At 36.4% G+C, this 26,701-nt stretch carries 27 protein-coding genes and 1 pseudogene; 10 read left to right on the top strand and 18 right to left on the bottom strand.

Annotated features, from left to right (window positions below):
• Positions 1 to 146: 146 nt before the first annotated feature.
• Positions 147 to 1,046: a fumarylacetoacetate hydrolase family protein gene (locus CO726_RS27260; RefSeq protein WP_169513092.1), complete on the bottom strand. Its 900-nt coding sequence runs from the start codon at positions 1,044 to 1,046 to the stop codon at positions 147 to 149.
• Positions 1,047 to 1,292: 246 nt separating this feature from the next.
• Between CO726_RS27260 and CO726_RS27255 the strand changes: the two genes are divergently transcribed.
• The 7 genes from CO726_RS27255 (at position 1,293) to gerPF (ending at position 3,547) form a co-directional block, all read left to right on the top strand.
• Positions 1,293 to 1,472, top strand: coding sequence for an aspartyl-phosphate phosphatase Spo0E family protein (locus CO726_RS27255; protein WP_099686333.1), 180 nt, complete (start codon positions 1,293 to 1,295; stop codon positions 1,470 to 1,472).
• A gap of 96 nt (positions 1,473 to 1,568) precedes the next feature.
• Complete coding sequence (gene gerPA, locus CO726_RS27250) at positions 1,569 to 1,790, top strand: spore germination protein GerPA (protein WP_099686332.1); 222 nt, start codon at positions 1,569 to 1,571, stop codon at positions 1,788 to 1,790.
• A gap of 14 nt (positions 1,791 to 1,804) precedes the next feature.
• Positions 1,805 to 2,011 (top strand): spore germination protein GerPB, encoded by a 207-nt coding sequence (gene gerPB / locus CO726_RS27245; protein WP_099686331.1) that lies wholly within the window; start codon positions 1,805 to 1,807, stop codon positions 2,009 to 2,011.
• Between the two features lie 64 nt (positions 2,012 to 2,075).
• Positions 2,076 to 2,690: a spore germination protein GerPC gene (gene gerPC / locus CO726_RS27240; RefSeq protein ID WP_099686330.1), complete on the top strand. Its 615-nt coding sequence runs from the start codon at positions 2,076 to 2,078 to the stop codon at positions 2,688 to 2,690.
• A gap of 6 nt (positions 2,691 to 2,696) precedes the next feature.
• Positions 2,697 to 2,891: a spore gernimation protein GerPD gene (locus CO726_RS27235; RefSeq protein ID WP_099686329.1), complete on the top strand. Its 195-nt coding sequence runs from the start codon at positions 2,697 to 2,699 to the stop codon at positions 2,889 to 2,891.
• An 11-nt stretch (positions 2,892 to 2,902) separates the two neighbouring features.
• Positions 2,903 to 3,298, top strand: coding sequence for a spore germination protein GerPE (locus tag CO726_RS27230; protein WP_099686328.1), 396 nt, complete (start codon positions 2,903 to 2,905; stop codon positions 3,296 to 3,298).
• A 33-nt stretch (positions 3,299 to 3,331) separates the two neighbouring features.
• Positions 3,332 to 3,547, top strand: coding sequence for a spore germination protein GerPF (gerPF, locus tag CO726_RS27225; protein ID WP_001141570.1), 216 nt, complete (start codon positions 3,332 to 3,334; stop codon positions 3,545 to 3,547).
• 77 nt (positions 3,548 to 3,624) lie between these two features.
• Here the strand turns inward: gerPF and CO726_RS27220 are convergent, their stop codons facing one another.
• The 6 genes from CO726_RS27220 to CO726_RS27195 form a co-directional block, all read right to left on the bottom strand.
• Complete coding sequence (locus CO726_RS27220) at positions 3,625 to 3,930, bottom strand: RNA polymerase alpha subunit C-terminal domain-containing protein (protein WP_099686327.1); 306 nt, start codon at positions 3,928 to 3,930, stop codon at positions 3,625 to 3,627.
• Between the two features lie 12 nt (positions 3,931 to 3,942).
• Complete coding sequence (addA, locus tag CO726_RS27215) at positions 3,943 to 7,668, bottom strand: helicase-exonuclease AddAB subunit AddA (RefSeq protein WP_099686326.1); 3,726 nt, start codon at positions 7,666 to 7,668, stop codon at positions 3,943 to 3,945.
• Positions 7,665 to 11,180 (bottom strand): helicase-exonuclease AddAB subunit AddB, encoded by a 3,516-nt coding sequence (gene addB, locus CO726_RS27210; RefSeq protein ID WP_099686325.1) that lies wholly within the window; start codon positions 11,178 to 11,180, stop codon positions 7,665 to 7,667. The genes addA and addB overlap by 4 nt, the downstream gene beginning before the upstream one ends.
• A gap of 116 nt (positions 11,181 to 11,296) precedes the next feature.
• Complete coding sequence (gene lepB / locus CO726_RS27205) at positions 11,297 to 11,860, bottom strand: signal peptidase I (protein WP_099686324.1); 564 nt, start codon at positions 11,858 to 11,860, stop codon at positions 11,297 to 11,299.
• Between the two features lie 56 nt (positions 11,861 to 11,916).
• Positions 11,917 to 12,510 (bottom strand): TVP38/TMEM64 family protein, encoded by a 594-nt coding sequence (locus tag CO726_RS27200; RefSeq protein ID WP_099686323.1) that lies wholly within the window; start codon positions 12,508 to 12,510, stop codon positions 11,917 to 11,919.
• 253 nt (positions 12,511 to 12,763) lie between these two features.
• A complete protein-coding gene (locus CO726_RS27195; protein ID WP_099686322.1) occupies positions 12,764 to 13,345 on the bottom strand; it encodes a competence protein ComK in 582 nt (193 codons plus the stop codon).
• Positions 13,346 to 13,633: 288 nt separating this feature from the next.
• Here CO726_RS27195 and CO726_RS27190 point away from each other — a divergent pair, with 288 nt between their 5' ends.
• Both CO726_RS27190 and CO726_RS27185 read left to right on the top strand, forming a co-directional pair.
• Entirely contained in the window at positions 13,634 to 13,816 is a 183-nt protein-coding gene (locus CO726_RS27190) for a hypothetical protein (protein WP_099686321.1), read from the top strand.
• Between the two features lie 352 nt (positions 13,817 to 14,168).
• Positions 14,169 to 14,399 (top strand): hypothetical protein, encoded by a 231-nt coding sequence (locus CO726_RS27185; RefSeq protein ID WP_099686320.1) that lies wholly within the window; start codon positions 14,169 to 14,171, stop codon positions 14,397 to 14,399.
• 128 nt (positions 14,400 to 14,527) lie between these two features.
• On the opposite strand, the gene CO726_RS27180 is transcribed toward CO726_RS27185, so the two are convergent.
• Both CO726_RS27180 and cspA read right to left on the bottom strand, forming a co-directional pair.
• Positions 14,528 to 14,707, bottom strand: a complete 180-nt coding sequence (locus tag CO726_RS27180) for a hypothetical protein (RefSeq protein WP_245916774.1) — start codon at positions 14,705 to 14,707, stop codon at positions 14,528 to 14,530.
• A gap of 25 nt (positions 14,708 to 14,732) precedes the next feature.
• Entirely contained in the window at positions 14,733 to 14,936 is a 204-nt protein-coding gene (gene cspA / locus CO726_RS27175; protein ID WP_000301522.1) for an RNA chaperone/antiterminator CspA, read from the bottom strand.
• Between the two features lie 356 nt (positions 14,937 to 15,292).
• Here cspA and CO726_RS27170 point away from each other — a divergent pair, with 356 nt between their 5' ends.
• Positions 15,293 to 16,084, top strand: coding sequence for a phosphotransferase (locus CO726_RS27170; RefSeq protein ID WP_099686319.1), 792 nt, complete (start codon positions 15,293 to 15,295; stop codon positions 16,082 to 16,084).
• Positions 16,085 to 16,206: 122 nt separating this feature from the next.
• Here the strand turns inward: CO726_RS27170 and aceA are convergent, their stop codons facing one another.
• The 9 genes and pseudogenes from aceA to CO726_RS27130 all read right to left on the bottom strand — a co-directional run bounded on the left by aceA (position 16,207) and on the right by CO726_RS27130 (position 26,496).
• Positions 16,207 to 17,484 carry an isocitrate lyase gene (gene aceA, locus CO726_RS27165; RefSeq protein WP_099686318.1) on the bottom strand — a complete coding sequence of 426 codons (1,278 nt, stop codon included), beginning with the start codon at positions 17,482 to 17,484 and terminating at the stop codon, positions 16,207 to 16,209.
• A gap of 23 nt (positions 17,485 to 17,507) precedes the next feature.
• A complete protein-coding gene (aceB, locus tag CO726_RS27160; protein ID WP_099686317.1) occupies positions 17,508 to 19,097 on the bottom strand; it encodes a malate synthase A in 1,590 nt (529 codons plus the stop codon).
• Positions 19,098 to 19,286: 189 nt separating this feature from the next.
• Positions 19,287 to 19,949, bottom strand: a complete 663-nt coding sequence (locus tag CO726_RS27155) for an S-layer homology domain-containing protein (RefSeq protein WP_099686316.1) — start codon at positions 19,947 to 19,949, stop codon at positions 19,287 to 19,289.
• A 466-nt stretch (positions 19,950 to 20,415) separates the two neighbouring features.
• The gene (locus tag CO726_RS27150; RefSeq protein WP_099686315.1) at positions 20,416 to 21,072 is read right to left on the bottom strand and encodes an S-layer homology domain-containing protein; all 657 of its coding nucleotides are present in this window, start codon (positions 21,070 to 21,072) and stop codon (positions 20,416 to 20,418) included.
• A gap of 453 nt (positions 21,073 to 21,525) precedes the next feature.
• Positions 21,526 to 22,197 carry an S-layer homology domain-containing protein gene (locus CO726_RS27145; protein WP_099686314.1) on the bottom strand — a complete coding sequence of 224 codons (672 nt, stop codon included), beginning with the start codon at positions 22,195 to 22,197 and terminating at the stop codon, positions 21,526 to 21,528.
• An 84-nt stretch (positions 22,198 to 22,281) separates the two neighbouring features.
• Positions 22,282 to 23,184, bottom strand: coding sequence for a DMT family transporter (locus CO726_RS27140; RefSeq protein WP_098761592.1), 903 nt, complete (start codon positions 23,182 to 23,184; stop codon positions 22,282 to 22,284).
• Between the two features lie 195 nt (positions 23,185 to 23,379).
• On the bottom strand, positions 23,380 to 24,171 hold the full coding sequence (locus CO726_RS33255) for a methyl-accepting chemotaxis protein (RefSeq protein ID WP_425427820.1): 792 nt from the start codon (positions 24,169 to 24,171) through the stop codon (positions 23,380 to 23,382).
• A 156-nt stretch (positions 24,172 to 24,327) separates the two neighbouring features.
• Positions 24,328 to 25,092 (bottom strand): annotated as a pseudogene (locus tag CO726_RS33250) (HAMP domain-containing protein); the annotation flags it as partial.
• Positions 25,093 to 25,227: 135 nt separating this feature from the next.
• A complete protein-coding gene (locus tag CO726_RS27130; RefSeq protein ID WP_136699875.1) occupies positions 25,228 to 26,496 on the bottom strand; it encodes a M48 family metallopeptidase in 1,269 nt (422 codons plus the stop codon).
• Positions 26,497 to 26,701: the final 205 nt, after the last annotated feature.

The raw sequence follows: 26,701 nt of genomic DNA, 5'->3' as shown, positions 1-26,701 counted from the left end.
TCGATAACTTTCATTTCCGTTCAAATAACGTAGAACGATTTGTATTTTTTCATCAGCTGTAAATTTAGCCATAGAAAAACTGCACCTCCAATTGTTAGACTGTGTCTAACAATTGGGGTGCAGTTCACGATAAGATAGCTCTTTTTTCATTTCACTACATTTCGCAAAGTACCAATTCCCTCTACTGTAATGACCACTTCATCACCAGCATGTAAAAACTTCGGTGGTGTGAAACCTTTTCCGACACCAGCTGGCGTTCCTGTTGCGATAATATCTCCTGGTTCTAATGTCATTCCTTTACTTATTGTTGAAATAATTTCTTCTATTGAAAAAATCATTTTATTTGTATTTGAAGTTTGCCTTACTTCCCCATTTACTACCGTTTCAATGTGTAACGCATTTGGCGCACTAACCATCGATTTATGAATTAAATACGGTCCCATCGGACAAAATGTATCGAAACTTTTTCCAAGGAAAAATTGTTTATGCTTCCTTTGAATGTCGCGAGCAGTTATATCATTTATAATGGTATAACCAAAAACATGCTCGAGCGCTTTTTCTTTTTTTATTTGTTTCCCTCGCTTACCAATGATGATAGCTAGTTCTCCTTCATAGTCTAGTTCATTCGTTGCGTGGGGATGACTATTAATTTTTTCATTCATTCCAATAACTGTCGTTGGCGCTTTCGTAAAGATCATTATATTTTCTGGAATGGACTCTATTCCGCCCATTTCTATCGCATGCTCACGATAGTTTTTTCCAACGCAAAGAATATTCTTTCTTGGCCTTGGAATCGGTGCTAATATTTTCACCTCAGTTAACGGATAATACGCCGTTTCCCCATGCTCTTTTGCCCAATTTACAATTTCACATACTTTCTCAAAACATTCAGTCCCTCTTTCAATACACTCTAACATTGTAATGGGGATTGTAACCTTTTCTCCCTTTTGCCTTTGCGCTTCTCTTAAGTGCAATACCTTTTCTTCCTCTTCATCCACAATGCCTACAAATACCTTTTCATCTTTTTTCGCCGTTACCAAACGCAATATTTCCACTCTCCATCCTAAAACTCATACCCTTTAATTGTATTCGCATCCGCAAGAAAAAAACCTTCTCATGCACGCTAATTTTTACAATATTCTTCTCCTATTCTATTCGTTACTCTTTTATATTTGGCATAAAATGTAGAAATTTTACTTTTTTTAGCGAAGGTGTTTCTTTTTTATGGGATTTTTGTATAATATGTACTACATATATACTAAAAATTTCATTTAGAGATGGAGCCGATTTCAATGTTTGAGCAAGCGATTGAAAAAAAACGTGAAAAAATGATTTATTTTGCTGAACGCTACGGAATGACTTCTCAAAAAACAGTGCATTGTAGCCAAGAACTGGACAGGCTCTTAAATGTGATTTGGCATGTACATACGGATTTACAACCTACTAAAACGCTCGAAATACACACGCAATAATGTGTGCGATTCTTTTATTTCAAAAAAGTACACATTTTATTGAAAACGCCCATATAATAGTAGAAAAGAAAATTTTAAAAACGAAAGGTGTTTTGTATGCCAGCTATGGTCGGACATATTCGTATCGTCAATATTGGATCCAGTGGTATTTTTCATATTGGAGATGTATTTGCGATTAGACCTATTAGTTACTCCCGTGCTTTTGCCGGTGCCGGCTCTTTTAACGTTGGAGATAATATTTCTGTCTACAATTATCAAAATTCAACGACTGTCAATGATTCAGATATCGTTGATCAAGCGATAATTGGTTCAACTTAAAGGGGGCGATTGTATTGAATTTTTATGTAAACCAAAGCATCATCATTAACAGCATTAAAATTGATAGCATTACAACCTCTTCTGTATTTCAAATTGGTACTGCTGGAAGTATTAAAGCTCTATCGAAATTTGCAAATACGGGCGGATTTACAGAGCCCCTTCGCCCACTACAGGCGAAAGGACAAATTATTTCTATCAAACCATCAACTAGTTCTTCTTAAGACATCCTTGTCATAAATATATAGCAGGAATATACCCTCCCTATTGAAAAGGAGGTTTCACAAAATGAATCAAGATATATATACTTACTTACACCAACTTCAGCAAACTCTTCAAACACAACAAGCAGCCATCCTGAATTTAGAAGATCAAGTGCGCCTATTACAAGAAGAGCTTAACGAATTAAAAAATCGCCCCTCCTCTTCTGTAGGAAAAGTGGAATACAAATTCGATCAATTAAAAGTTGAAAATTTAAATGGCACTTTAAATATTGGGTTAAATCCATTTTCAGCAAAAGAGCAGAAAATTGAGGATTTTCAAGTTGATACAGAAACTTTAAAGGTCAATCCTGAAACTGACACAAATCCAGACTTTTACCAAGGAATCCTTCAAGAAATGCATCGTTACTTAGATGAAGAAGCGTATAATCGAATTCTCCATTTTGAACAAGAAGAGAGAACACCGCTCGATGAAATGTATCGACAAATGATGGTTGATGACATAAAAAAACAGATGGAGCATAGACTTCCTTATTATTTATCACAAGCACAATCATATGAAGGGGTTTCAACAGATCCAGATTATTTACGAGATATCATTATTCAAGCAATGAAACATGATATCGACAAAGCCTTTCTATCTTTTATTCAACACATACCGGGCAATTTCCGAAAGGAGTAAGTATGTATGAACCTTAACGTTGTAAATCGTGAATTAAAAGTCGGACAGATTAAAATGAACGGTGTATCGTCGTCCGCACTCTTTTTAATCGGGGATGCAAACTTCCTTATTTTATCTTCTATTCTTGATACACCAGCTGAATCGGTTACAGAGGGCCCATTTGTACCATTAGTAACAGATGTCCCTATTACTCCAGGATAAGGAGAAAAACTATGCTGCGTCATATTTCAGTTGTCCAAAATGCTTCTGTTATTTCTATGGGGATTAGCGGCGTCTTTCAAATCGGTGATGTAAATCAAATGGAATTAAAAAGTAGAGCGCTTATTGTTCACCGAGAAATCCCTTTTTATTTAAAAAATGAAGGACGTTTAGAGGATTTCGAAATTTTTACAGATGAGTACATTACAATTCCCAAAAGATTCACAGATATTAAAATGAATATTATAAATGAGTGTCCTTTTATTAATGTAGATAATGTTGCTATACGATCTCTTTTAAATGCCGCTTGCTTTCAAATTGGAAATGTTGACTATGCTTTTAATAACTCTCGTATTATGCAAATCCGCCAATATATTACGGATGAACCTTCCGCTCAATCATTCATATAGTAATTAAAAAGCTTAGTAAAGTAGGTGGATGGTATGCCTTCTGTTGTTGGAAACCTCGTTGTTCAAAACAGTAATGGTTCTTTTAATTTAGGGGATTTTTATAACGTGTCTCCGAAAGAAAACACGAAAGCGTATAATGGATCTGGAGCTTCCAATGTTGGATTTGTCGTGAATACGTTTAGTGGTGTTAGTGCAACAAATACGTTTGATTCTGATGTGGCCGATCAAGATCAGATTGGAACAGCGTAAAGTAAAAAAGTAGGAGATATTCTCCTACTTTTTCCTTTATCTCATTCAAGACTATTAAAAAACTCCACTGTTTCATTTTATTTAAATGATAACCCACTCTCCTCCAAAGCCTTTCTAAGCTTTGGCATCGATGCCGGTCCCATACCATGGAATTGTAAAATTTCTTTCTCGCTATACTTTGAGAGTTCTTCTACAGTATGAATGCCATGATGTTCTAGTGCCCTTCTTGCTGGCGCTGAAAGAAGAGAGAGAAAACCTTCTTTCGGTGTTCTCTCTTTCTCACAGGTTGGACAAGTTGGACAATCGCTACTTTTATAGTACTCATGTCCTTTTTCACACGTTCTTAACGTTCTTAACGTTTTTTCCGTTTTTTCTGTTGCCATTTTCAAGTTCCTCTATTCCTCAACTTTTACAACATGATTGCCATCAAAGAAGTATAAACATTTCTCTTTCACAGGATGTTGCAAGCTTTTCTCAAGTGCTTTTGCATATAACGAAAGCTGCACTTTATATCGATCTTCTAAAATTGGTTTCGCTTGTTCGAATCCGCCTGGGAATTTCCCTTCAATCGTATCCGTTTTAAAGTCAATTAACGTGATACCATCTTCCTCTTCAATCATGCAGTCGATAACCCCTTGGACAAGAATCGTTTCTTCACTCTTCCCTTGCCAATCTTGATATGCTTCTTCTGCTGCAAGCATCATCGTAAATGGTACTTCACGCTCTACACTTTTTGCCGCTAATACCCTTTTACCTAAGTCACTGTCAAAGAATGAAATTACTTTTTCAATTGCTATTTCTTCCGCCTGCTCGAATGTTAATAATTCCTTATTTACCATTCCTGCGATTTGCTCTCGAATCACTTCTTCTGTAATCGGCTTTTTCAAATCAACATGCTGCATAACAGCGTGAACTGCCGTACCTCTTTCAGCGTACGTTAACCCTTTTTTCTCCATAAAGCGCGGACGTATTTTAATTGGTGCACGTAGTTTTTTAATAAAGGCGTTATCGCTACCTTCTTCAGATTGATAATTTCTCTTTATTTCTGTAACAGATTGCTTCGCACGATGGGATGTTGCATCCTCATATCCGTACTTCCACATTAATCTGTCGTACACTTCTTCTTTTCGTTCACTTTGCAGGGGAACAGCCTTTTTCTCACGAAGTGCTTCTAACAGTTCTTGTTTCTCTTCTCGAACCGGCTCTGGCGCAAGTAACGTGTTACCGTCTACAACTTCTACTTTCCAGCTAGTGTCATATTCATAAATTTCACCCGGAATGCTTCCTTGTCCTAATTCAAGAAGCATTTCACTATCACGATGTCTATATAATGAAGGTGCAATCCAGTCTAAATAACAAGACGCCCCAGCACGTATGTGATCTGGTAATAGCCATTCACTATGCTCCCTCGCATCAAGCCATTTTTCCATTTCTTTATTTGCATCCTTAACCGTTCCAATTAAAATTAACTTCTCTTTTGCACGCGTTAACGCTACGTATAATACGCGCATTTCTTCCGCAATTAATTCCATTTTCATTTTACGCTTAATCGCGAGTTGCGATAATGTCGTATATTTAATTCGTTTACGAGGATCAATAAATTGCGAACCGAAACCGAAGTCTTTATGCAGTAAGAAACGTTTCATTAAGTCTTGTGTATTAAAGCGGCGACCTAGTCCAGCTACGAATACGACTGGGAACTCAAGTCCTTTACTTTTATGAATTGTCATAATGCGAACGACATCTTCTTGTTCACCTAAAGCTCTCGCCGTTCCCATATCATCACCACGTTCTAAAATACGTTCAATAAAACGTAAGAAGCGGAATAATCCTCTAAACGAGGTTGCTTCATATTGTCTCGCACGGTCATATAGTACACGTAAGTTTGCTTGCCTTTGCTTTCCAGCAGGTAAACCACCAACAAAGTCATAATAACCTGTCTCACCATACACTTTCCAAATTAAATCAGAAAGAGACTGTTGACGTGCGAATTCACGCCATCCTTGCAGTAAGTTATAAAACCACTCTAATTTATCATGTAGTTCTTGCTCTTCTTCAAGCGGTGCCCCTTTTAAGAATGAGCTCATGACTTCATAAAACGAACCTTTCTTCCCATGAGCACGAAGCGTCGCAAGTTCTTCATCATTTAGTCCAACAATTGGTGAACGAAGCACTGCTGCAAGCGGAATATCTTGCATCGGATTATCAATAACGCGGAATACGTTCATCATAATATTTACTTCTGTCGCCTCAAAATAACCAGTCGCAAGATCAGCGTATACTGGAATTCCTTGCAACTTTAACTCTTCCATAATTTGTGGCGCCCATGGCATCGAGCGAAGTAAAATAACGAAGTCGCGGTATTGTACAGGGCGCATACTATCCGTTTTACGATCATATACTTCATATCCTGAATCAACCATCGCTTTAATGCGCTGCGCCATAAGACGAGCTTCAAGCTGCGCTTTTTCGACTTCTGCACCTTCTTCACCGTCTATTACTTCTTCTTCCGTTTGCTGAATACATAATAGCTCAGCTGCTACATCTTCACCTATTGGATAGCTAGCACCTAGCTTTAATTCAGCGTCAGCATCGTAGTCGATTTCTCCAACTTCTTGGCCCATAATTTGTTTGAAGATGAAATTCGTACCTGCCAATACTTCATGACGACTACGGAAGTTTTTCGCTAAGTCAATTTTCATTCCGCCGCCCGATCCTTCTTGTGTGAAGCGCTTATACTTACCTAGGAATAAGCCTGGTTCTGCTAGTCGGAAACGATAGATCGACTGCTTCACGTCACCTACCATGAACAAGTTCCCTTCACTCTCAGAATCTTTCGTTACGAATTTAATAATGGATTCCTGCACGAAGTTCGTATCTTGATATTCATCAACTAGTACTTCAGCAAATTTATTACGATATTGAAGCGCTACTGCTGACGGCTTCATTTCACCGTCTTCACTTTGCTCACTTAAAATTTGCAAACAAAAATGCTCTAAATCTGTGAAATCGACCATTCCTTTATCTCGCTTCATCGCTTGGAAACGCTCTGTAAATACTTTTACAAGTTGAACAAGCTTTTCTAATACAGGGTGCATATCTTGAAAATCTCGTAAGAAACTTTCAGGTTTGCGGCTAAATAGCTCTTCTTGTAACTTCTTCACTTCATCTTTCGCTTTATTACGAAGAGAGTCTACTTGTTTTACAATATCTTCATTGTAATCACTTTTCTTAATGCGCTTTAACGTTTGCCACGATACATTTTGCATCGCTTCATACACGCTTGTCCATGACTCACGAGCTGCTGATGATAAAGTTCCAAGTAAAACTGCATCTGCTTGCAGGGTTTCAACGCGAGGCGCTGGACCGTCAGGCAGCATTGCAAGTTCAGTTGCTTTACGAATATGCTGTTCCGCTGTTTCAAGCTGGAATTTCACATCTTCTAATAAATAAGAAGCGTACACTAAATCTTCAATCGTCTTTCCTTCTACATCATATGCTTCTACTAATTTATCAAGCCATTTTTCCGGATTTGGATGCGCTCTTGATTCTGTATGAAGCGCTAAAATCATACGCTGTAAGTCATCATCACTACGATCACTCGTATAACGATCAACGAGTTCAAAGAATATCGTATTATCTTCGATTCCATACTCTTCTTCTAGTATGTCATCTAGCACTTCTTCTTTTAACAATTCATTTTCCGTTTGATTTGCAATGCGGAAACGAGGATCAACATCAAGCATGTAATAATACCCTCTAATGACTTGTAAACAAAATGAATGAATTGTTGAAATGGAAGCTTTATTTAATAGGCTCAGCTGCTTTCTTACGTGCTGAGATCCTGGTTCATCAATTAATACTTTTTCTAACGCTTCCCCAATTCTGTTTTTCATCTCTTGCGCCGCTGCATTCGTAAATGTTACAACGAGCAGGCGGTCGACATCGACTGGGTTTTCTTCATTTATAATCTTTTTAATAATACGTTCAACTAATACTGCTGTTTTCCCTGATCCAGCTGCTGCTGCGACTAAAATATCACGTCCGTTCGCTACAACCGCTTTCCACTGGTCATCTGTCCATTGACTACCTTCTGGTTTTTTAGGCCAATTTTCTATCATTCTCCGCCAACCTCCTCTCTAATTTTCTCCATCGCTTCACTATCTTTCATATCTTTTAACGTACGGAATTGATTATCTTCAAGTGATTCATCGAACTGACAAACAGATTTGAAGTTACAGAACGTACACGCCGCTTTATTTCCCTTTTTATAAGGAGCAATCTCGATAACGCCTTCTGTAATGTCTTTTCCGATATTTTCAAACGTATGGTGTACGTATTTTTGCAGTACGTTAAACTCTTGTTCACTTGCAATACTAGAACGCGCACTAAAGCTACCGTCTTTTTTCAAACCAGCAGAAATAATATCTGAGCTTCCTGTTGAAAGTTTGTTATCCATTAAACGAACAACGTCAGCATCGCCTAGTACGAGACCTTTCATTTTAAATTTCTTTAAAATTTCTTTCTCAATTTCTGCTTCCGATGCGTCACCTTTCATCTCAACAATCGGGTTATGAATATGGAAGTACAGTACACCTGCCGGTGATGCCGTGCCGCCTTTTTTCATCCACGTCTGTGCATTCGAAGTAACAACATCTAAATACGTTAACATTTGAAGTGCTAATCCGTAATACACTTCCGTTAAGTCTAACGCTTTTGCACTTGATTTATAGTCAATAATACGTAGGAACGTCCCATTTTCATCTTCTGCCTTATCAACACGGTCAATACGGCCGACAACTTCCATCTTCACACCATTTGGTAATGAGAATTCCATCGGCGGAAGTGATCCTGTACCACCCATACCGAACGGCACTTCTAAATCAACTGGTACGAAACCGCTCGACTTCGCATGTTCACGAAGAATAATTGACGTACGGAAAATGATTTGTTGTAGTTTTTGTTTTAAATAGAAATGACGGTTTGAACTTAATAAAATTTGTCTTTGTAATAACGGTGCAATCTCTTCTATTACTACAGTAGAAAGATGCTCACACTCTTTTATTGATAAATCTGCCCAAGTACGGTTTTCACGTAGTAGCCTGTCTGCAATTCTCTTCAGCGCTGCATGGAATAGCTCCCCAATATCTGGCGCATCCAGTTTGAAAATATCACGCTCTCTTAATGATAAACCGTGCTGCGCGAAATGAGCGTACGCACAACGGTTAAATAACTCCATACGAGAGACGCTTCCTTTTATTTTGTCTCCGTATAAATCTCTACTTACAACTGTACTTAGCTTTTGCGCACGATTTCGGTAGAATAAGCTTGATAATACGCGGCTACTTTTTTGCTTCCATTCATCTGAAGTTACGTAGAAGTTATATACATCCCACCAAAAGTCTAAATTCCCTTCAAATCCATATCGCTTCCACGTTTGAAGTTGCTGCATAACATATGACAACGTTACTTCTGGCGTTGCTACGTATGAAATTTGTTCCGAACGTGATAAATCATTTACATCATTCGTAATAAATGTATCTTTCACATCAGGGAACATTCTTTTTATTTTCTTAATAAAGCTAGACGCAAGTAACGTCTTTCCTTCTTCGTCTGCGAGCGGACATGAAATATATAATTTCTCAGTCGCTCTCGTTACCATTTGATACATAACGAACTGTTCTTCTAATAACGTCTGTCTCGTCGTTGGTGCTAATTCAATACCTGCAGCGCTAAGAACATCTCTTTCCTCATCAGAAAGCATACCTTCATCCATCGGTGCTGCTGGAATCACACCTTCATTCACGCCAATAACGAATGTTGCTTTCACATTTGATAACCTAGAACGATCAATATTAGCAATTAACACTTGGTCTAGTGACGGCGGAATATTAGCGAATTGAAGCGCCTCAAGACCAGTCGACATAACGTCTGTGAACATAGAAAGTGACATTTTCTCTTCGCCAAGCATCTCAACGAACGTATCAAGAAGACTCATTACTTCTTCCCATACTTGGTCATGATCTGTCGCAAATAAGAAATCTCCACTTTCTTCTGCACGAATACGTAATGCTTCTAATTTTTTCGGAACATCAAGCTCTTCTAAAAATAAGTAAACAGCTTCGCACATTTGCATAACTGTTCCCGCACGCTTCAGCCTTTTTTGCATACGAATAACAGGCGTTCTTACAACGTCGCGCAGTCGATTTATTTTCTCTTCCATTTCACGTTCACTATCTGTAATCATCTCGTTCGTATCTTCAAGAGAACGATAGCGGCGATACATCCACGGACCTTCAGAAGTCCATCTCTTCCCTTGTACACCGTACGCTAAACAGTAGTTTTCAAACTCATCCATCTCTTCGCGCATCGTTTCTTTTCTTACGTCTAATGGATATAAAAGCTCTGTTTTCACGCAGCGAAACACTGCATCATAACGCCAATTCCCACTAATAATCTCGAGTGTAGAACGAATGCATTCTACTAACGGATGATGTGACATCGGGCGTTTTTCATCGATGAAGTGCGGGATATTGTAATCTGTAAATAACGTTCGCATTACATCGTAATAACTTTCCCCATTACGAAGAAGAACCGCAATATCTCGGTAACGATAGTCTTCATCCGCCACAAGTCTACGAATTTCACGGGCAACACCTTCTACTTCAGCTCGTAAATTCGCTGCTGTACTAATCGTTACACTTGCTTCCCCGTGAAACTTTTCATTCGGACGTGCTTCGTAATGCATTTCTAAATGCGCTAATGCTTGTGAATGAAAACGTGGTTGTTCCATAAGTGGAATCGTTTTTTCAATTTCTATCTTCTCTTCACGTGCTACTTGTTTTATTTTTTCATACGTTAACGTCGTTTCATAAAATAAATCTAGTTCATTTACTGGCTGCGCTAACGTTTTTTCATCTATCGTTAACGTGATCGTAACTCTCGCTCCGCAAATCATAAGCTGTCTTACAATTTCTAGCTCTTGCGGTGAGAATGAATGAAATCCATCTATATAAATTTCAGCCCCATTTACATATTCAGATTGCGGAAGCTTTTCCACTAGCAATTGCAGATAGTCTTCTGAATCTAAATATTTTCCGATTAAAGCACGCTCAAAATCATCATATAATAGTTGTAAATCATACACTTTATTCGCTAATAGCTTTTGTTCTGCACTGCTACTATGCGCATCTAATTGTTGCCACATTTCATATACGTTAGATGGCGTCACGTTGTAACGTTTAAACTCCGCAATCATACTACCAAGATGTTCAAAGAAACCGTTTTGCTCCGCTGCTTTTTGGAACACTGATAATCCATCTTTACGAGATTCTACAATTTTACGAAGTAACATATGTACGCCCGCTTCATCAATGTGAAGACGACTCGCTCCGCCAACTTCTTGCAGCACCTTCCACGCTAATCGTGAAAAACTAAAAACTTGTGCCCGAATAGAACCTCTAACATCCTCACTGCCAATTAACGCCTGCTGCGTTTGGAATGTCATCTGTTCTGGCACAAGATATAATATCGTTTCCCCTCTCGGACGCTGCTTTAACTCTTCCTGCACTTCGTGTAAACAAAGTGTACTTTTTCCACTTCCCGCTCTACCAATCACAAATCGAAGTGACATGTAACCCCACCTTTCACTTACATAACGAACGTTAGTTTGCTACTATAATTGTATTATAGTACACGAAAAAAGACAAACGGAGTAGTTTGTCTTTTTCTATACTTCTACCTATTATATCAACCTTTTGAAAAATTCGTTTGCATCTCTTGAATTGGCCAATATCGTAAATCAACTTTACCGACAACTGTATCAGCTTTTACAAATCCAAAGTGCCTACTATCCCAGCTTCCGAGGCGGTTATCACCCACTACAAAAATATATCCAGGTGGCACCGACTTCTCTTTCGTTAATTCTTCTAGGTTAAAATCACCTGTTAGTTGTCGTCCATTTATCTCTTTCTTATACTTCTCTAAATAAGGCTCATCTACGAATTGTCCGTTTATATATAGTTTATCATGCTTATATTCAATTTGATCCCCAGGTAAACCGATAATTCGTTTTACGTAGTCCTCTTTTTTATTAGCATGAAACACAACAACATCAAATCTGTTCAAGTCCCCTACTTGATAACTCACCTTATTTACAACGAGCATATTGCCATCTTGCAATGTCGGCATCATTGACTTCCCCTCTACAACGTACGTTGAAAAGAAAAACGTTCGAAAAAATACAGCTAATAATACACCAATTAAAATTGTTCGTATCCACTCTATGCCTTCTTTTTTCAAAGTTTTCTTCATCCGTTTCTCCCCTTATCCTTTAATAATGAAGCTTTTCTTTACAAAGAAGACTATTCTTACTGTAGTTCTAACTTTACTTCGATCCTCTTACCGACATACCATAAAATAAAAATACCAATTGCTACAATGACTGATTTCACTGGATTATGAATAAATGACATTAAATCATGACCGATATACGTTAAAATAAAAATCATCACAAGCTTTCCGAACGCGAGTGCAAGGCCAAACTGTTTTACACTAATGCGAGATAAACCAGCGACAACATTTATAAGCGCAGAAGGTGTAAACGGAAAACAAAATATGACGAAAATCGGTGCAAACCCTTTCCTTTCAATCCATCCCATCGCCTTTCGCACTCTCTCATGCTTATTTACAAAAGAAAAGAAACGACTGCGTCCAAAATGGCGGATAATGAAAAAGACAAGTAAAGCACCCATTACTGATCCAAGCCAAGAATAAAGAAAACCGAGCCAAAACCCAAATGCAACAGCATTCGCCAATACAAATACGATGAGTGGCAATGCTGGAATTAGCGCCTCTATCATCGGTAAACCAATACCAAGAAGTGGTCCGAACGCCTTATAACTTTCAACAATATGATCCATATTTTCTGGTGAAAAATACTCTTTGATTGTCTGAAAATCCATTCTACACTTTACCCCTTTACTCTAAGTACTACCTCTACTGTATCATTGCTTATATAAAAGAGGAAATGGTAGATACGACATATGGAGATGTAATTATTAAGTTTCCATACCTTCCATTAGAATTCCTTCATTATTATGCTATGATAATCTATTAATATTCGACAGGACGTGTCGTTACTTGGGCGTTTTTTCAAATATATCGACTTACTGACAAAACTGAAAAATAAAAGGATGGGGGTTTCCCCCCATCCTTTTACACTTCACCTTCTTTCACAAAATACACTTTCTCATATGCTGGTTTTAATCTAGATTCTTCAGTTTTATCAATCTCTTTAAAGCAAGGGTTTCCTTGTTTTTTCCTACGATCTTCATACTCTGTTCGCAATTTCGCTGTGCGATTTTGTTGATTTTCAAAACTAGTTTTAGATATCTCTAACTTCACCGCAAAACCATTTATAAATCTAATAATAAGATTTCCATCTTTTAATTCTTTATTACTTTCAATATAAAAGTGCGACAACCACACGCACTCTTTTCTAGAATAAGAATAGGTAGGGAAAAAATAAAGTTGATCGGTCGGACTAATCGCAATCGGCGCTTTATGTGTAATATGAGTTAACTCTTTCGTTCCTTCTTTTCTGCCTAAGAAACTAGAACCATGCTTGCGGCAACTTCTTTCTATAATATCTAGGGGCTTTTGAAATACGAAAAAAGAGTCTTGCACTTCAACAACTCGCGTAACAATTTTCTTTTCACTTAGAATAACAGGAAGTAAGGCCATCGTATTTTTATTTACAACATAGTTTTCGACATAGCGTTCCACTTTACTTTCCATACTCTACTATCTCCTTTATATTTTCTATTTATATTAGCAGCTGCATATATAATTTTAGCATCTATGCAAAGGAAATGGCTTACAGATTCCGCTTTTTTACAATACTTTATCATTTATCAACTATCTTTTAAATTATAAAATATTTATATAGTGATTAACTAATAAAAAACCTACATAAAATGTATTTATACTATCTATAAATATTTACAATTGCTTCCTCATTCGCATCATTACGACAACCAACTTTGCTATAATTAAAAGGAAAATCCAATATATGGAGGTCCTACTATGGAAGAAGAAATTCAACCAACGATTCAAATGAAAAATAGTAGCATTGTGATCGTGAAAAACTCAGCTAGTATTATATTCGGCTTATTTTTCATTCTATTATTTTTTGCAAAACCTTTTCGTAAATCAAAATGCTCTGAATGTAAAAAACGAGAGAAGAAAAAGGTTGAAAAAGAAGAGTAAAAGGCCTTCCTTTATGGAATGCCTTTTTACATATGTAATATCATTTTAGTTACTCCCCCCTCATCCTCAAAAGAACCGACTATATTTTCTTATAAAGTTGTATGCATCTCTTTCGATTTGTAATATGATCCTTATCTAAAACATGAGAAAGAGTATTTGTGCGCGTTACCCGCTTTGAGTTTTTATTAAGAACTTCAATTTTGTACATCTTTATTCATCACTAACAATTTTTTAATTCGTTAACTTCGCTATATAAATTTTGTATATAATTCCATTCAAAAACACAATATATATAAGTGGCTATTTATAATTACATTGCTTTTTATCGAATTCCAAAAAGGAGCTGTATAGTATGGATAAAGAAAATCCATTAAGCCAACAGGTTAATAGCATCCCATCAGATGCTCTGAATACCCCTAGTAAGGAACAAGAACAAATGTTAGAAACGTCATCTCAAGATTCCAACAACGCTAACAAAAAAGATGTTACTCAAGGTCTATCTGGCACAGATTTATCCTTTTCAGATGTAGCTAGAACAAAAAATAAGTTACAAAGAAAAAACTTGATACTTTCTCATTCATAAATAACCAGGCAGAATGTTAGTTTAAAATAAAGTTCGATTAAAAAGTTGTTAAGAAGATTTATTTCATCATAAAAAGACCCTATTACATTCTAGGATCTTTCCTTCACTATCGTACGAAGCAAATGCTCTTACGGAATTACTTCTTCTACAAAAACTGATGTGCGTCCATCTCGATGATTTTCGAATACACCCATCATAAAAAAATTTTCTTCTTTAGCAGTTTTGACATAGAAAAAGAAATTACGATATAAAAACAGGCTGTGGAGAGACTTTCTCCACAGCCTAAAAAAAAGGATGGCATCAGCCATCCTTTTTCCCATCATCAACTATAAATTATAGTTTGATTACGTTTTTAGCTTGAGGTCCACGGTTGCCTTCTTCGATTTCGAAGCTAACTTTTTGACCTTCTTCTAGAGATTTGAAACCTTCAGTTTCGATTGCAGAGAAATGTACGAATACGTCGTTTTCGCCTGGAACTTCGATGAAACCGAAGCCTTTTTCGTTGTTAAACCATTTTACTTGTCCTGTTACTGCCATAATTATTTCCTCCTAAGAAAATACAAATTTTTAATTTTTTAGTCTTCCTGTCTAAAAAAAGAATCCACACATTATCAAATACGAAACATAAACTAGTTCTCACATACTTTTTCTCGTTCGTTTCCAGCACTTGATAACATATGGATTGCTTAATTTAACTATTCAACTGACACCATCATAGCACACTTAAAATGAAATGTACAATCTTTTTTGAAAATAACTGACAAATTAAGTCGCGTATACAATTATAAATATCTTATTTGAACAAGAATAAATACATCATTTGAATACGATTACATCCCTTATTCTAAGGTGTTACAATATAATCGCACAATCGTAATAATGGAGGGGATTATATGTCAAACTATACCAACGAAGAAAGGCTTACTGGGGGAAATGTATCAAATGTATATCGTTCTGAAAATACTGTTCGGCGAGGATTAAAACCAGGCAGTGCAAAAATTCATAAGTTATTACAACACTTAAAAAGCAAAGGGTTTCATCATGCTCCAAAATTTTTAGGTATAGATGAAAAAGATAGAGAGATTTTATCCTTTATTGAAGGAGAAGCTGGGAATTATCCGTTAAAAGAATATATGCGGTCTAATGCTGTTTTAAAAGAAATAGCAAAGATGCTTCGCCTGTACCATGATGCTGTAAGTGACTTTCCGTTATTAGATGATTGGAAACCGATGGATCATACTCCAAATAACATTGAGGTTGTATGCCATAACGACTTTGCCATATACAATATTATTTTTAAGCAAGAAAAACCAGTAGGCATTATTGATTTCGATGTTGCTGCACCTGGTCCAAGAATTTGGGATATCGCTTATACGCTTTATACTTGTGTACCTTTAAGTAGAGTGTATTATACGGAATCAGGTGAGGCAATTCATTATGAATCGGCACAACATGCTGACCATATGAAAGAAAGAGTGAAATTGTTTGTCCAGTCCTACGGTAAAAGTATGGACGAAGATTACTTAGATATGGTACTACTACGTCTAGAAGCATTATGTACATATATGAAAAGCAAAGCACAAGAAGGCGACTTAAATTTCAAAAGAATGATTGATGAAGGACATTTAGAGCATTATGAGAAAGATATGAAGTTTATTCGTGAGCATAGGGCGGATTGGATTTAATACTGTTGTCTTTTTTTGTCGGTAAATCAATATCCTTTGTCGAATCGTTGATATATTTTCATTTACTCTCAAATCATTCAGAAAATAACAAGAGGCACCCTTCAAAAAGGTGCCCCTTCCTTTTATTTCGTAAACTGTGCTTCTTCCGTAGATCCTTTTAATGCTGTCGTTGATGACGTACCGCCTGTAATGACTTGTGCTACTTCATCAAAGTAGCCTGTTCCTACTTCTCGTTGATGGCGAGTTGCAGAGTAGCCGTGTTTTTCCGCTGCGAATTCTGCTTGTTGTAGTTCAGAGTACGCTGCCATGCCGCGCTCTTTATAGCCGCGTGCTAATTCAAACATGCCGTAGTTTAATGAGTGGAATCCAGCAAGTGTTACGAACTGGAACTTATAACCGTAAGATGCGATTTCTTTTTGGAAGCTCGCAATTGTTTTCTCATCTAGTTTTTGTTTCCAGTTAAATGAAGGTGAACAGTTGTATGCAAGTAATTTCCCTGGATGTTCTTTATGAATTGCGTCCGCAAATCGTTTTGCATCTTCTAAATTCGGTTCAGATGTTTCACACCAAACGAGGTCTGCATAAGGAGCGTATGCTAAACCACGTGCAATTGCTTGATCAAGACCTGCTTTCGTACGGTAAAATCCTTCTGGCGTTCTTTCACCTGTAATAAACGCTTTATCAACAGGATCGATATCGCTCGTAATTAAATCAGCTGCATCTGCATCTGTTCTTGCAACAATAATTGTCGGCACTCCCATTACGTCTGCAGCAAGACGTGCCGAAATCAAATTACGCACCGCTGTTTGCGTTGGTAGTAATACTTTACCGCCTAAATGACCGCATTTTTTCTCTGAAGATAATTGATCTTCAAAGTGCACACCTGATGCACCCGCTTCAATCATACCTTTCATCAGTTCAAATACGTTTAATTGTCCGCCAAATCCAGCTTCTGCATCTGCTACAATCGGTACGAAATAATCTGTATCACCGCTTCCTTCCATATGCTGAATTTGATCCGCACGTTGAAGTGTTTGATTAATTCGTTTTACTACAGCAGGTACGCTGTTCGCTGGATATAAACTTTGGTCTGGATACATATGTCCAGAAAGGTTTGCATCAGCTGCTACTTGCCATCCACTTAAATAAATCGCTTTTAACCCCGCTTTTACTTGCTGCATCGCCTGATTTCCTGTTAATGCGCCAAGTGCGTTAATATAATCTTCCGTATGAAGCGACGACCAAAGCTTTTCAGCACCACGGCGCGCTAATGTATGTTCAATATCAATTGACCCGCGCAGACGAATTACATCTTCTGCCGAATATGGGCGTGTGATCCCTTTCCAGCGATTATCTAGTTCCCAGCTCTCTTGTAATTTCTCGATTCTTTCGTTTTTCATTTGTTCCATCCCCTTTTCATTTTTTATAAAATTTCATAACCCGGTAATGTTAAAAATGGTACGAATTCATCATTTCGAACGAGATTTGTAAACAACGTTGTCGCCTCTTGGAATCTCCCTTTCTTAAAGGCTTCTTTACCAATCTCTCTTTCTATTTTTGCTAACTCTTCTTCTTTTAGCTCTTCCATTAATTCAAGCGTAATATTACGGCCATCATTTAATTTTCCACCTTCATGGCGAATCCATTGCCATACTTGTGCCCTAGAAATTTCCGCTGTTGCCGCATCTTCCATTAAGTTATAAATTGGTGCTGCTCCCCGTCCGCTTAACCAAGATGCAATATATTGAATACCCACGCTAATATTCATACGCAGGCCCTCTTCTGTAATCGTTCCTACTGGCACTTCTAGTAAATCTTTTTCTGTTACATGTATTTCTTCACGTTTTCTAAAAATTTGATTCGGTGTTTTCATAATGTGATTAAATACTTCCATCGCGACTGGTACGAGTCCCGGGTGGGCAACCCAAGTCCCGTCATGACCGTCTAAAGCTTCGCGCTCCTTATCTGCACGCACTTTTTCAAAAGCAGCTTCATTTGCTTCAGGATTGTTTTTAATCGGAATTTGCGCTGCCATTCCTCCAATTGCCGGTGCATTACGGCGATGACACGTTTGAATTACTTTCAAAGAATACGCGCGCATAAACGGCGCCGTCATCGTGACTTGCGCTCTATCTGGAAGTAAAAAGTCGTTATGATTGCGGAAACTCTTTAAAAAACTGAAAATATAATCCCATCTTCCGCAGTTTAACCCGGCAGAATGATCTCTTAACTCATACAAAATTTCATCCATTTCAAACGAAGCGTGAATCGTTTCCAGTAATACCGTTGCTTTGATCGTTCCGTTTGGAATACCGATATATTTTTGAGCAAATACGAAAACATCATTCCATAACCTTGCTTCTAAATAGCTTTCCATTTTCGGTAAGTAAAAGTATGGACCGCTTCCTTTTGCTAAAAGAGCTTTCGCATTATGGAAAAAATAAAGTCCGAAATCTACTAAGCTACCAGACATATTCTTTCCGTCAACTTGCATATGTTTCTCTTCTAAATGCCATCCTCTTGGACGCACAATTAATACTGCTGTTTTTCTATTTAAACGATATTCTTTTCCGTTTTCATTTTTATGTGAAATCGTTCCCCGCACTGCATCTCGTAAGTTTATTTGACCTTCAATCGCATTTTCCCAAGTTGGTGAATTTGAATCTTCAAAATCTGCCATAAAAAGATGTGCTCCTGAATTTAAAGCGTTAATAACCATCTTTCTATCTACTGGTCCAGTAATCTCTACGCGGCGATCCTCTAAATCTTTTGGCAATTTAGCAATTGTCCAATCCGCTTCACGTATACGTTTTGTTTCTTCTAAAAACTTCGGAAACTCTCCTGCATCAATTCTCTTTTGTTTCTCCACACGTTTTTGTAAAAGTTCTATGCGGCGCTCATTGAAATTTCCATGTAGTTCCTTTAAAAAACTAAGCACCTCAGGTGTCAATATTTCGTTGTACGCTGGTAACATTTCTCCGGGCAATGTAACCCGTGAAGTTTGCGTCGACATATTAGCATCCCCTTCTTAAACTGTTTTATAACAGATTTGATTTTATGTTTTATATTATATAACAAATATTCAGAAAAGGGAGTTTTTTTTAAAAATTTAATTGTTTTTTTTGCAAAACTGTATTCTTCCACCGGCATTACACATAAAAAATAAGCCAGTGTTATACAACACCGGCTTATTTTTTATTATTTATTCAAACATTGATTTAAATAAGAACTGCGCATATTGTTCACGTGTTACTTTCATGTCCGGGGCGAAGTTACCCTTCCCATCTCCTACTGAAATACCATTTGAACCTACTGCATTAATCGCATTTTCTGCCCAATGTCCTTTTGGTACATCTTTAAATCCTTGTGTTCCTTTTACTTCTAATCCAAATGCTTTCGTAAGAACTTGCGCCATTTCTGCACGTGTTAACGTAGCTTTTGGTCTGAAGTTTCCATTCTCATCACCTGTAAAGATACCTAACTCTGTTACTGCTAACACTTCAAAAGGAAACATCGTTGAGTTATCATCAACAATATCATTATACGGGCTTTCTAATACCTCATCTTCTCTAAATTGTTCATCAAGATCCAGTGCACGATAAATTAAAGCAGCTACTTGTTCACGAGTTACGTTATGTCCAAAACCGAACACACCATTTCCATAACCAAGCATAATTTCGTGTTCTGCTAAAGTTTGAATTGCTTCATAAGACCAATGTCCTGCTGGTACATCTTTAAAGATTGCCTGACTTGCTTGTTGTGGCTTTGCAGCTAATTCAGCTTTTGCTGTAGTCCCTTCAGCACTAAATGCTACCCCACCCATAATTGTTAAAGCTGTTGCTACTTTTAAAATTTTTTTCTTCAAAGTACTCTCTCCCTAATCAAAGCTTATTTTTTTCTAATATAAAGAATTAGCAAAAGAGTAACAATACGTTTATTCAGTTTACTTATGTCCAAATTGTGAATCATATTTCACTTACTTCCCTTTACACCTCATTGACAATCAAGGTGATACAACATATTTTTTTACGTATAAAATAAGTATATAACGAATCACTTTTCACTCTTATTTTTCTTTCTCCCGCCATTTGAGAGCAATAAAATTCCCACAAAAAAATCCGGAGAATACGCGAGGTAGCTTGAAGATCTACTGCCCGTAAAAACCCGGTTATTTTCAATAGTTAATCTACTATATACAAGTATAAAAACACATAATATAGATTAAAAATAAAAAGAAGGAACGTGAAAAATCACATTCCCCCTCTTTATTTGTTATATTATAATATAATTTATAACCTAATATTAAATTAAATAATTTTTATATTTTAACTTTAATAATTCTCATCTTTCAAATTAAAATTAATAACAGCTCTATTTAAAAACGTTGCATATTGCTCACGTGTTACAACTTTATTCGGTTCAAATTTCCCATTTCCTGTTCCTACTATGACATTATTAGACTCCAGTGCACTAATCGCATTTTTTGCCCAATGATTATTTGGTACATCTTTAAATGTATGGTTCTTCTTCACCTCAAATGTAAATGCCTTCGCAAGAATTTGCGCCATTTCTGCACGTGTTACTGGTGCGGTTGGTCTAAAGTTTCCTTTTTCATCACCTTTAAAAATACCATGCTCTGTTAATACTAAAATTTCATCTAAAAACATTGTTGCTCTCTCAGAAATATCTTTGTATGGATTTTTTAAAGATCCTTCTTTTTTCAAATTCAATGTACGATACAGTACCGCTGCTACTTGTTCTCGTGTTACATTATCTCCCACACCAAACTTACCATTTCCGTAGCCTAACATTACTTTATTGTATACTACGTCCATTATATCGTCATATGCCCAATAGTTTACTGGAACATCATCAAACACAATCATTTCTGGATATTCTTCTGCTTTTACGTTTGGTACATTCGTGCTTACAAACAAGCCGCCCATAATAGTCACCGTTGCCATTATACGTAACATGTTCTTCTTCATTGCCCTCTCCCCTTTATCTCCATTTGAAAAAACGGAAAATAATAGACTGAAATCATTTCCAATATTACATATGTTGCCTTTGCACCATTTATGCAATATATTACATTTAAAAAATCTATTATTGTGAAAATCACTACTAAAGGAGAGCCAATTCGCTCTCAATTTCAATTTTTATACCGAATTGTACGCAAATCATTTCCCTTTCCTTTGGTCTTTTAAAAGTGTTTCTATACATTAAATATTCTACTTTTTTCAAAAGAAATCCTTCACATTTTAAAAGTTCATTTTCTAGACAAAAAACGCAAATACATGTTGTTACTCCTTATATATCGACATTTCGACAAAGGATATCAACTTAAATGCAAAATACAAAAATAATAACCTACCGATTAATAAAAGCTCATAATGAGCCTAGGATGTCTCCTCTACAAATTATGAGCTTTCTCTCTTTATCTATTCCATTTTCCCTGAAGAATTATCAATTGACAGTTGTAAAAACTTCGCAAATTGCCCCCGTGTAACGAGCATTTCAGGCTCGAACTTACCATCCCCGGTTCCTACCACTACATTATTAGACTGCAATGCGCTAATTGCATCTCTTGCCCAATAGTTTTCTGGTATATCTGTAAACGTGTGCGGACGCTTCGTTTTCAACTCATATGCTTTCGTTAAAATTTGTGCTAATTCTGCACGAGTCAGTGTATCTTTCGGACGGAAATTTCCATTCTCGTCGCCTTTGAAAATACCAATATTCGTTAACTCTAAAATTTCGTAAGGGAACATTGTTGATTGCCCGCTAATATCCCCATATGGATTTTCATTAAATACACTTCTTTTTAAATGAAGTGCGCGATGCAGCACTGCCGCCGCCTGTTCACGTGTTATCTTATCTTCTACCCCAAACTTACCATTTCCATAGCCATACATAATGCGATGATATACTAAATTCGTAATTTCATCATATGCCCAATGACCTGTTGTTACATCATCAAACTCTATCATAATATCAGGACCAGATTTTTGGATAACATCTGTATTTGCAGACACACCATTTGCACTTACAAATATTCCTCCCATTAAAGTTAACGATGTCGCTATCTTTACTAGCTTTTTCATCTCTCTCATCTACCTTTTCCTTTATTTTCCTACACTTTACATTGTACAAAAAACAAGAAAATTATCAATAGAATGCGACCTAATTATTTACAATTAAGAATACAATTTTTCTTCTACTACTATTTTTTCATCCTTCGTTTTTTGAAAAGTAAAGGCCATCCCTACAAATATAAGGATAATCCCTACTATTTGCATACTAGTCGGTCTAAATCCAGTAAAGACTGTGTCTAATAGTATCGCAACAGCAGGATCTAAAAATACTAATACAGAAATCATTCTAGTCGATAAATCTCTTAAACTGTCAAAAAATAAGTAATATACAAATCCAGTATGTATAAGGCCTGTCGCTGTGATCATCATCCAGTTCATCTCTGTTAACCCTTGAAACTTGCCAAAATCTACGAATGGTAGCAATAAAAATATACCTAAAAATGTTTGTAAAAATGTCATCGCATATGCACTCGTATGCCGAATTCCCTTTCCTAATAAAGTGGTAAAAGCATAAAATAATGCTGCAAGAAGTGCCCATACCATGCCAGATGACATAAGTTTTCCGAGCGATAGACTTCCATCTACTCCAGCTACTAAAACTGTACCGATAAAACAAATGACAATGGACATAACCGCAAATACTGTAAGCCTCTCTTTAAATACAATACTACCAATCATTAATACGATAATTGGTGCAAGATGGTAAACTGAAATCGCAATTGTAATCGACATAACTTCAAACGCTTTAAATAGAAATACCCAGTTAAAAACGAGAAATACACCGCATGCTAATATTTGCATAACTTCTTTTTTATTCCATTTCTCACTTTTATACTGACCTGTTACAAGCCAACATAACGCTAAAAATATAGTCGCACAAATGCAACGAACGAATACTAATTCAAAAGACGGTAAACCCGTTTGGACAGAAAAAAATCCAATCGATCCAAAAATAGACATCGAAAGGATCATTTTTATAGCCGGCATAGATTTTTTATTGAACACCCTTTCTCTCCTCCTGCAATCAATCTTTTACAAACCAAAAACACTCAAAATATTATATATTATTATATATTACAATTGAAAAAATGTAAAAATTTAGAATATAACGAGTAATATCCACACAAAGTCCCTAAAAAAATCATCCTATTTTCTTAAAATAGGATGATTTTTTTTAGGGATTAATACTTAAATATGCTACTACTTTTGAAGAGTAAATTGGGCAACTATTTGTTTTAATTCTCCTGCTGCGTTATGCATCTGTTCAATTGAAACCGAGATTTCTTGAACAGATTTTTCTTGCTGTTGAATAGACTCTTTTACCCTATCAGTTCGGTCAGATGATCTTTGGGAAATTTGGGCCATGTCTTCTGCAGAAGCCGAAATCTCCTCACTACTCGCTGCAATTTCATCTGTAGACATAGATACCGTTTGAATTTGCTCAGATACTTGCTGCACTTTTTCTGTAATTTTTCCAAATACTTTTTCTGTATGCATTACTACTTGTGTACCTGCCTGTACCTCATTATCTACTTTCCCCATCATATCTACCGTATGGTTCGTTGTTCCCATAACTTGAGTAATTAGCTTCTCAATTTGTTTTGCAGAATCACTAGATTGTTCTGCTAATTTTCGTACTTCATCTGCAACAATTGCAAATCCTCTACCACTTTCCCCAGCACGTGCAGCCTCAATTGCGGCGTTTAATGCCAATAAGTTAATTTGAGAGGTAATACCTTGCATAACATCAATGATTTTAACAATTTCTTCTGATTGTTCCTTCATAGTCTCAACTTGTTTCACACCGCTATGTACTGAATTTTGGATTGTATCCATCTGTTGAATCATTTGTTTCATTAATTTGTTACCACTCTCTGCATCTAATGCTGACTGAGCAGACAATTCATTTACAGAGGATGATGTATTCACTATACTCTGCATTCCTTGTGTCAACTCTTCCATCGCACCCGCAGTTTGTTCCATTGCTTGCATTTGGCTCTCTGCGCCATGGGCAACTTCTTCAATATCCATCGTTATTTTCTTCGCTGCACTGCTAGATACTTCCGATGCAGATACTACTCCGTCTGCATGTTGGAATAAAAGCTGGATATTATTATCTACTTCTTGCATATTTGTTCTTAACCCTACAATCATCTCGTTAAAATCATTTACTAATACACCTAATTCATCTTTGGCATTATAATCACCATGTACAGTTAAATCTCCTTCTTTTGCTCTTTCCATCATACGACTAACCGTTTGTACAGGAGCAACTATAAGCCTGCTAATAATATAACTTACTATACATATAACGATTGTAGTAACTACTACAAGAATGATAAAAGTAATAACGGACCGATCTATCATTTTTTGAGAATCTTTAAATACTTGATCAGCTAAGTTTGAAACATATGATTCTAGATCCACCGCATAGCCAGCTAACTCTACTCCCTTCGGTTTTAATTCCTTCTGAAATTCGTTTACCATTTGTGACTCGTTTGTTACCTTCGCTTTGTCAAACAAATTTTTATATGTCTCCATATAACTTGGCAAAGATTTCTTCATCTTCTGAAACAGTTCATCCTCTTGTTTACTTAAATTGAAGCCATCATCATATTCTTTTAATAAAGAATCATATTTTTTAAGATCCTTTTCAATATTACCAATAGTCCCCTCGTTTTGTGACGCTGTAATTAATTCTAGTAAGTTATATTCTAGTGAATTTTGCGTACGAAGCATTCCTTCTAATAAAATTACAGAATATTGATAATCATCTACTACAACTTTTGTATCATGCTTAATCTTAGTAATAGAATGAATTGCTACACAGCTCATAATTATCATTCCTAAAATTGCTAATGAAATAAGCGATAATAATTTATATTTCACTTTTAAATTTTGTAAAAAATACATTTTTTCACCTTCATTCCTTTATATATAGATTTTTAGAATTTTATAGCTTATTATTTACAAAATCACAATAAAAAGCAATGATAAATATTCCCAATATCGAACTTATATTTCTAAAAACAAAAAGTAGCATAATCGCTACTTTTTGTTTTTTTGTTTCTCATATTGTTCAAACGTATGAATTCTTTCGAAAATTGGTGGATGTGTGTATAAGAAAAACTTCACTAACGCAGGCGGATTCACTTGGCTTAAACTCGTTTTTGATAAATATTGAAACGTTTTCACACCAGATTTCCCGTCCTTCGTCATATCTAAAGCGTATTGATCTGCTGCTCGTTCTTCTATACGAGAAACATAGTTTGTTGCTGGCTGTGATGCAAAAGAGAGTACAGAAGAAATTAAGAAAAATAAAGGTAAAATTGAGAAACATGCTGCCTTTGAAATTTGCAGCGTATCTCCCCATTTTTGAATACACATATTTATAATACGACTAATGAGGTACATCCCTATAAACGATAGCAACACATAGCTCGCAACGCCCCAATATATATGTTTCATAACATAATGCCCCATTTCATGAGCCATTATAAATAAAATCTCTTTATCTTTTAATTGCTTAAGCGTTGTATCCCACATTACAATGCGCGAGTTAAGTCCTATGCCTGTTACATATGCATTTAACGCATTTGTTTTTTCCGACATATTTACTTCATATACGTGTTTTGCTGGAATATCAGCTTTGTCTGCCATCGCTAAAATTTTCGTTTCTAACTCTTTATTTTTTAGCGTCGAGAAGTCGTTATATAGCGGATCAATCACAACAGGTTGTATAAATGTTAAAAAGATTGTAAACGGAACAGAGAGTGCCCACCCTGCTAGCCACCATCTCTTCGGGAATTTACGAATAAGCCATAACAGAACAGTAACGACGATTAACATAGTCGCATAGCTTTCCCAAAAACCGATAACGTGGTCTTTTATCCAGCTTTGTGTACTTTGCGTTGAAATGCCGTAATCAACAGACACTTTACGCCCAATCCATTGCATCGGTAAGGCAAGAACTGTTGTAAGTAGTGATAAATAAAAGAAATAAATCGCGACTTGTAGGACACTTATTTTCGTCGTTTCCTTCGACCATTTCTCAAACTTTTTTGAAATACCGAGCACAAGTACAAATAATAATATAATCCATTCAAGAGGCGTCGCTAAAAAATACAATAAATTTTTCACGCGCGAATAATCTTGGCTTAGCATAAGCTCTCTTGCGTTCATAAACGTTTCTGGATCTGCTCTCGTTCCTTTATACATGTCCGGAATAAGTTCATGATTCCATCCAAATAAATACCAATATATAAATAATGCAAACCCAACGTACAAAAAAAGCGACCACCCAATAACCTTCCTCACGCTATTCCCTCCTCTATGCTGCCTGTCTATTATTATTGTAAGTTCATACATGCTAAATTAGAACAAGCTTATTACGCGAATTGCTCGAGAACCTTCTATTTACATAAAGTGAAACTTTAATCAGTGGGGGTTTTCTTCATCCCCCACTGATTATTAGTTGAACCAATCGGGCTTTTACGGGCAGTTGATCTCCACCTAACTTCTT

This window comes from Bacillus fungorum (assembly GCF_002746455.1).
In the GTDB taxonomy this organism is placed as follows: Bacteria; Bacillota; Bacilli; order Bacillales; family Bacillaceae_G; genus Bacillus_A; species Bacillus_A fungorum.
The sequence above is the reverse complement of the archived record's forward strand: the minus strand, read 5'-3'. Positions and strand labels throughout refer to the sequence as shown.

Excerpts from the sequence above, each read along its gene's own strand:
- CO726_RS27235 (WP_099686329.1), top strand. The coding sequence starts at position 2,697 with ATGAACCTTAACGTTGTAAATCGTGAATTAAAAGTCGGACAGATTAAA.
- addA (WP_099686326.1), bottom strand. The coding sequence starts at position 7,668 with ATGATAGAAAATTGGCCTAAAAAACCAGAAGGTAGTCAATGGACAGAT.
- lepB (WP_099686324.1), bottom strand. The coding sequence starts at position 11,860 with ATGAAGAAAACTTTGAAAAAAGAAGGCATAGAGTGGATACGAACAATT.
- CO726_RS27185 (WP_099686320.1), top strand. The coding sequence starts at position 14,169 with ATGGATAAAGAAAATCCATTAAGCCAACAGGTTAATAGCATCCCATCA.
- CO726_RS27145 (WP_099686314.1), bottom strand. The coding sequence starts at position 22,197 with ATGAGAGAGATGAAAAAGCTAGTAAAGATAGCGACATCGTTAACTTTA.
- CO726_RS27170 (WP_099686319.1), top strand. The coding sequence starts at position 15,293 with ATGTCAAACTATACCAACGAAGAAAGGCTTACTGGGGGAAATGTATCA.
- CO726_RS27200 (WP_099686323.1), bottom strand. The coding sequence starts at position 12,510 with ATGGATTTTCAGACAATCAAAGAGTATTTTTCACCAGAAAATATGGAT.
- gerPA (WP_099686332.1), top strand. The coding sequence starts at position 1,569 with ATGCCAGCTATGGTCGGACATATTCGTATCGTCAATATTGGATCCAGT.
- gerPC (WP_099686330.1), top strand. The coding sequence starts at position 2,076 with ATGAATCAAGATATATATACTTACTTACACCAACTTCAGCAAACTCTT.
- CO726_RS27150 (WP_099686315.1), bottom strand. The coding sequence starts at position 21,072 with ATGAAGAAGAACATGTTACGTATAATGGCAACGGTGACTATTATGGGC.
- CO726_RS27220 (WP_099686327.1), bottom strand. The coding sequence starts at position 3,930 with ATGGCAACAGAAAAAACGGAAAAAACGTTAAGAACGTTAAGAACGTGT.
- CO726_RS33255 (WP_425427820.1), bottom strand. The coding sequence starts at position 24,171 with ATGCAAGCAATGGAACAAACTGCGGGTGCGATGGAAGAGTTGACACAA.
- CO726_RS27230 (WP_099686328.1), top strand. The coding sequence starts at position 2,903 with ATGCTGCGTCATATTTCAGTTGTCCAAAATGCTTCTGTTATTTCTATG.
- cspA (WP_000301522.1), bottom strand. The coding sequence starts at position 14,936 with ATGGCAGTAACAGGACAAGTAAAATGGTTTAACAACGAAAAAGGCTTC.
- addB (WP_099686325.1), bottom strand. The coding sequence starts at position 11,180 with ATGTCACTTCGATTTGTGATTGGTAGAGCGGGAAGTGGAAAAAGTACA.
- CO726_RS27255 (WP_099686333.1), top strand. The coding sequence starts at position 1,293 with ATGTTTGAGCAAGCGATTGAAAAAAAACGTGAAAAAATGATTTATTTT.
- gerPF (WP_001141570.1), top strand. The coding sequence starts at position 3,332 with ATGCCTTCTGTTGTTGGAAACCTCGTTGTTCAAAACAGTAATGGTTCT.
- aceB (WP_099686317.1), bottom strand. The coding sequence starts at position 19,097 with ATGTCGACGCAAACTTCACGGGTTACATTGCCCGGAGAAATGTTACCA.
- CO726_RS27190 (WP_099686321.1), top strand. The coding sequence starts at position 13,634 with ATGGAAGAAGAAATTCAACCAACGATTCAAATGAAAAATAGTAGCATT.
- aceA (WP_099686318.1), bottom strand. The coding sequence starts at position 17,484 with ATGAAAAACGAAAGAATCGAGAAATTACAAGAGAGCTGGGAACTAGAT.
- CO726_RS27195 (WP_099686322.1), bottom strand. The coding sequence starts at position 13,345 with ATGGAAAGTAAAGTGGAACGCTATGTCGAAAACTATGTTGTAAATAAA.
- CO726_RS27180 (WP_245916774.1), bottom strand. The coding sequence starts at position 14,707 with ATGGCTGATGCCATCCTTTTTTTTAGGCTGTGGAGAAAGTCTCTCCAC.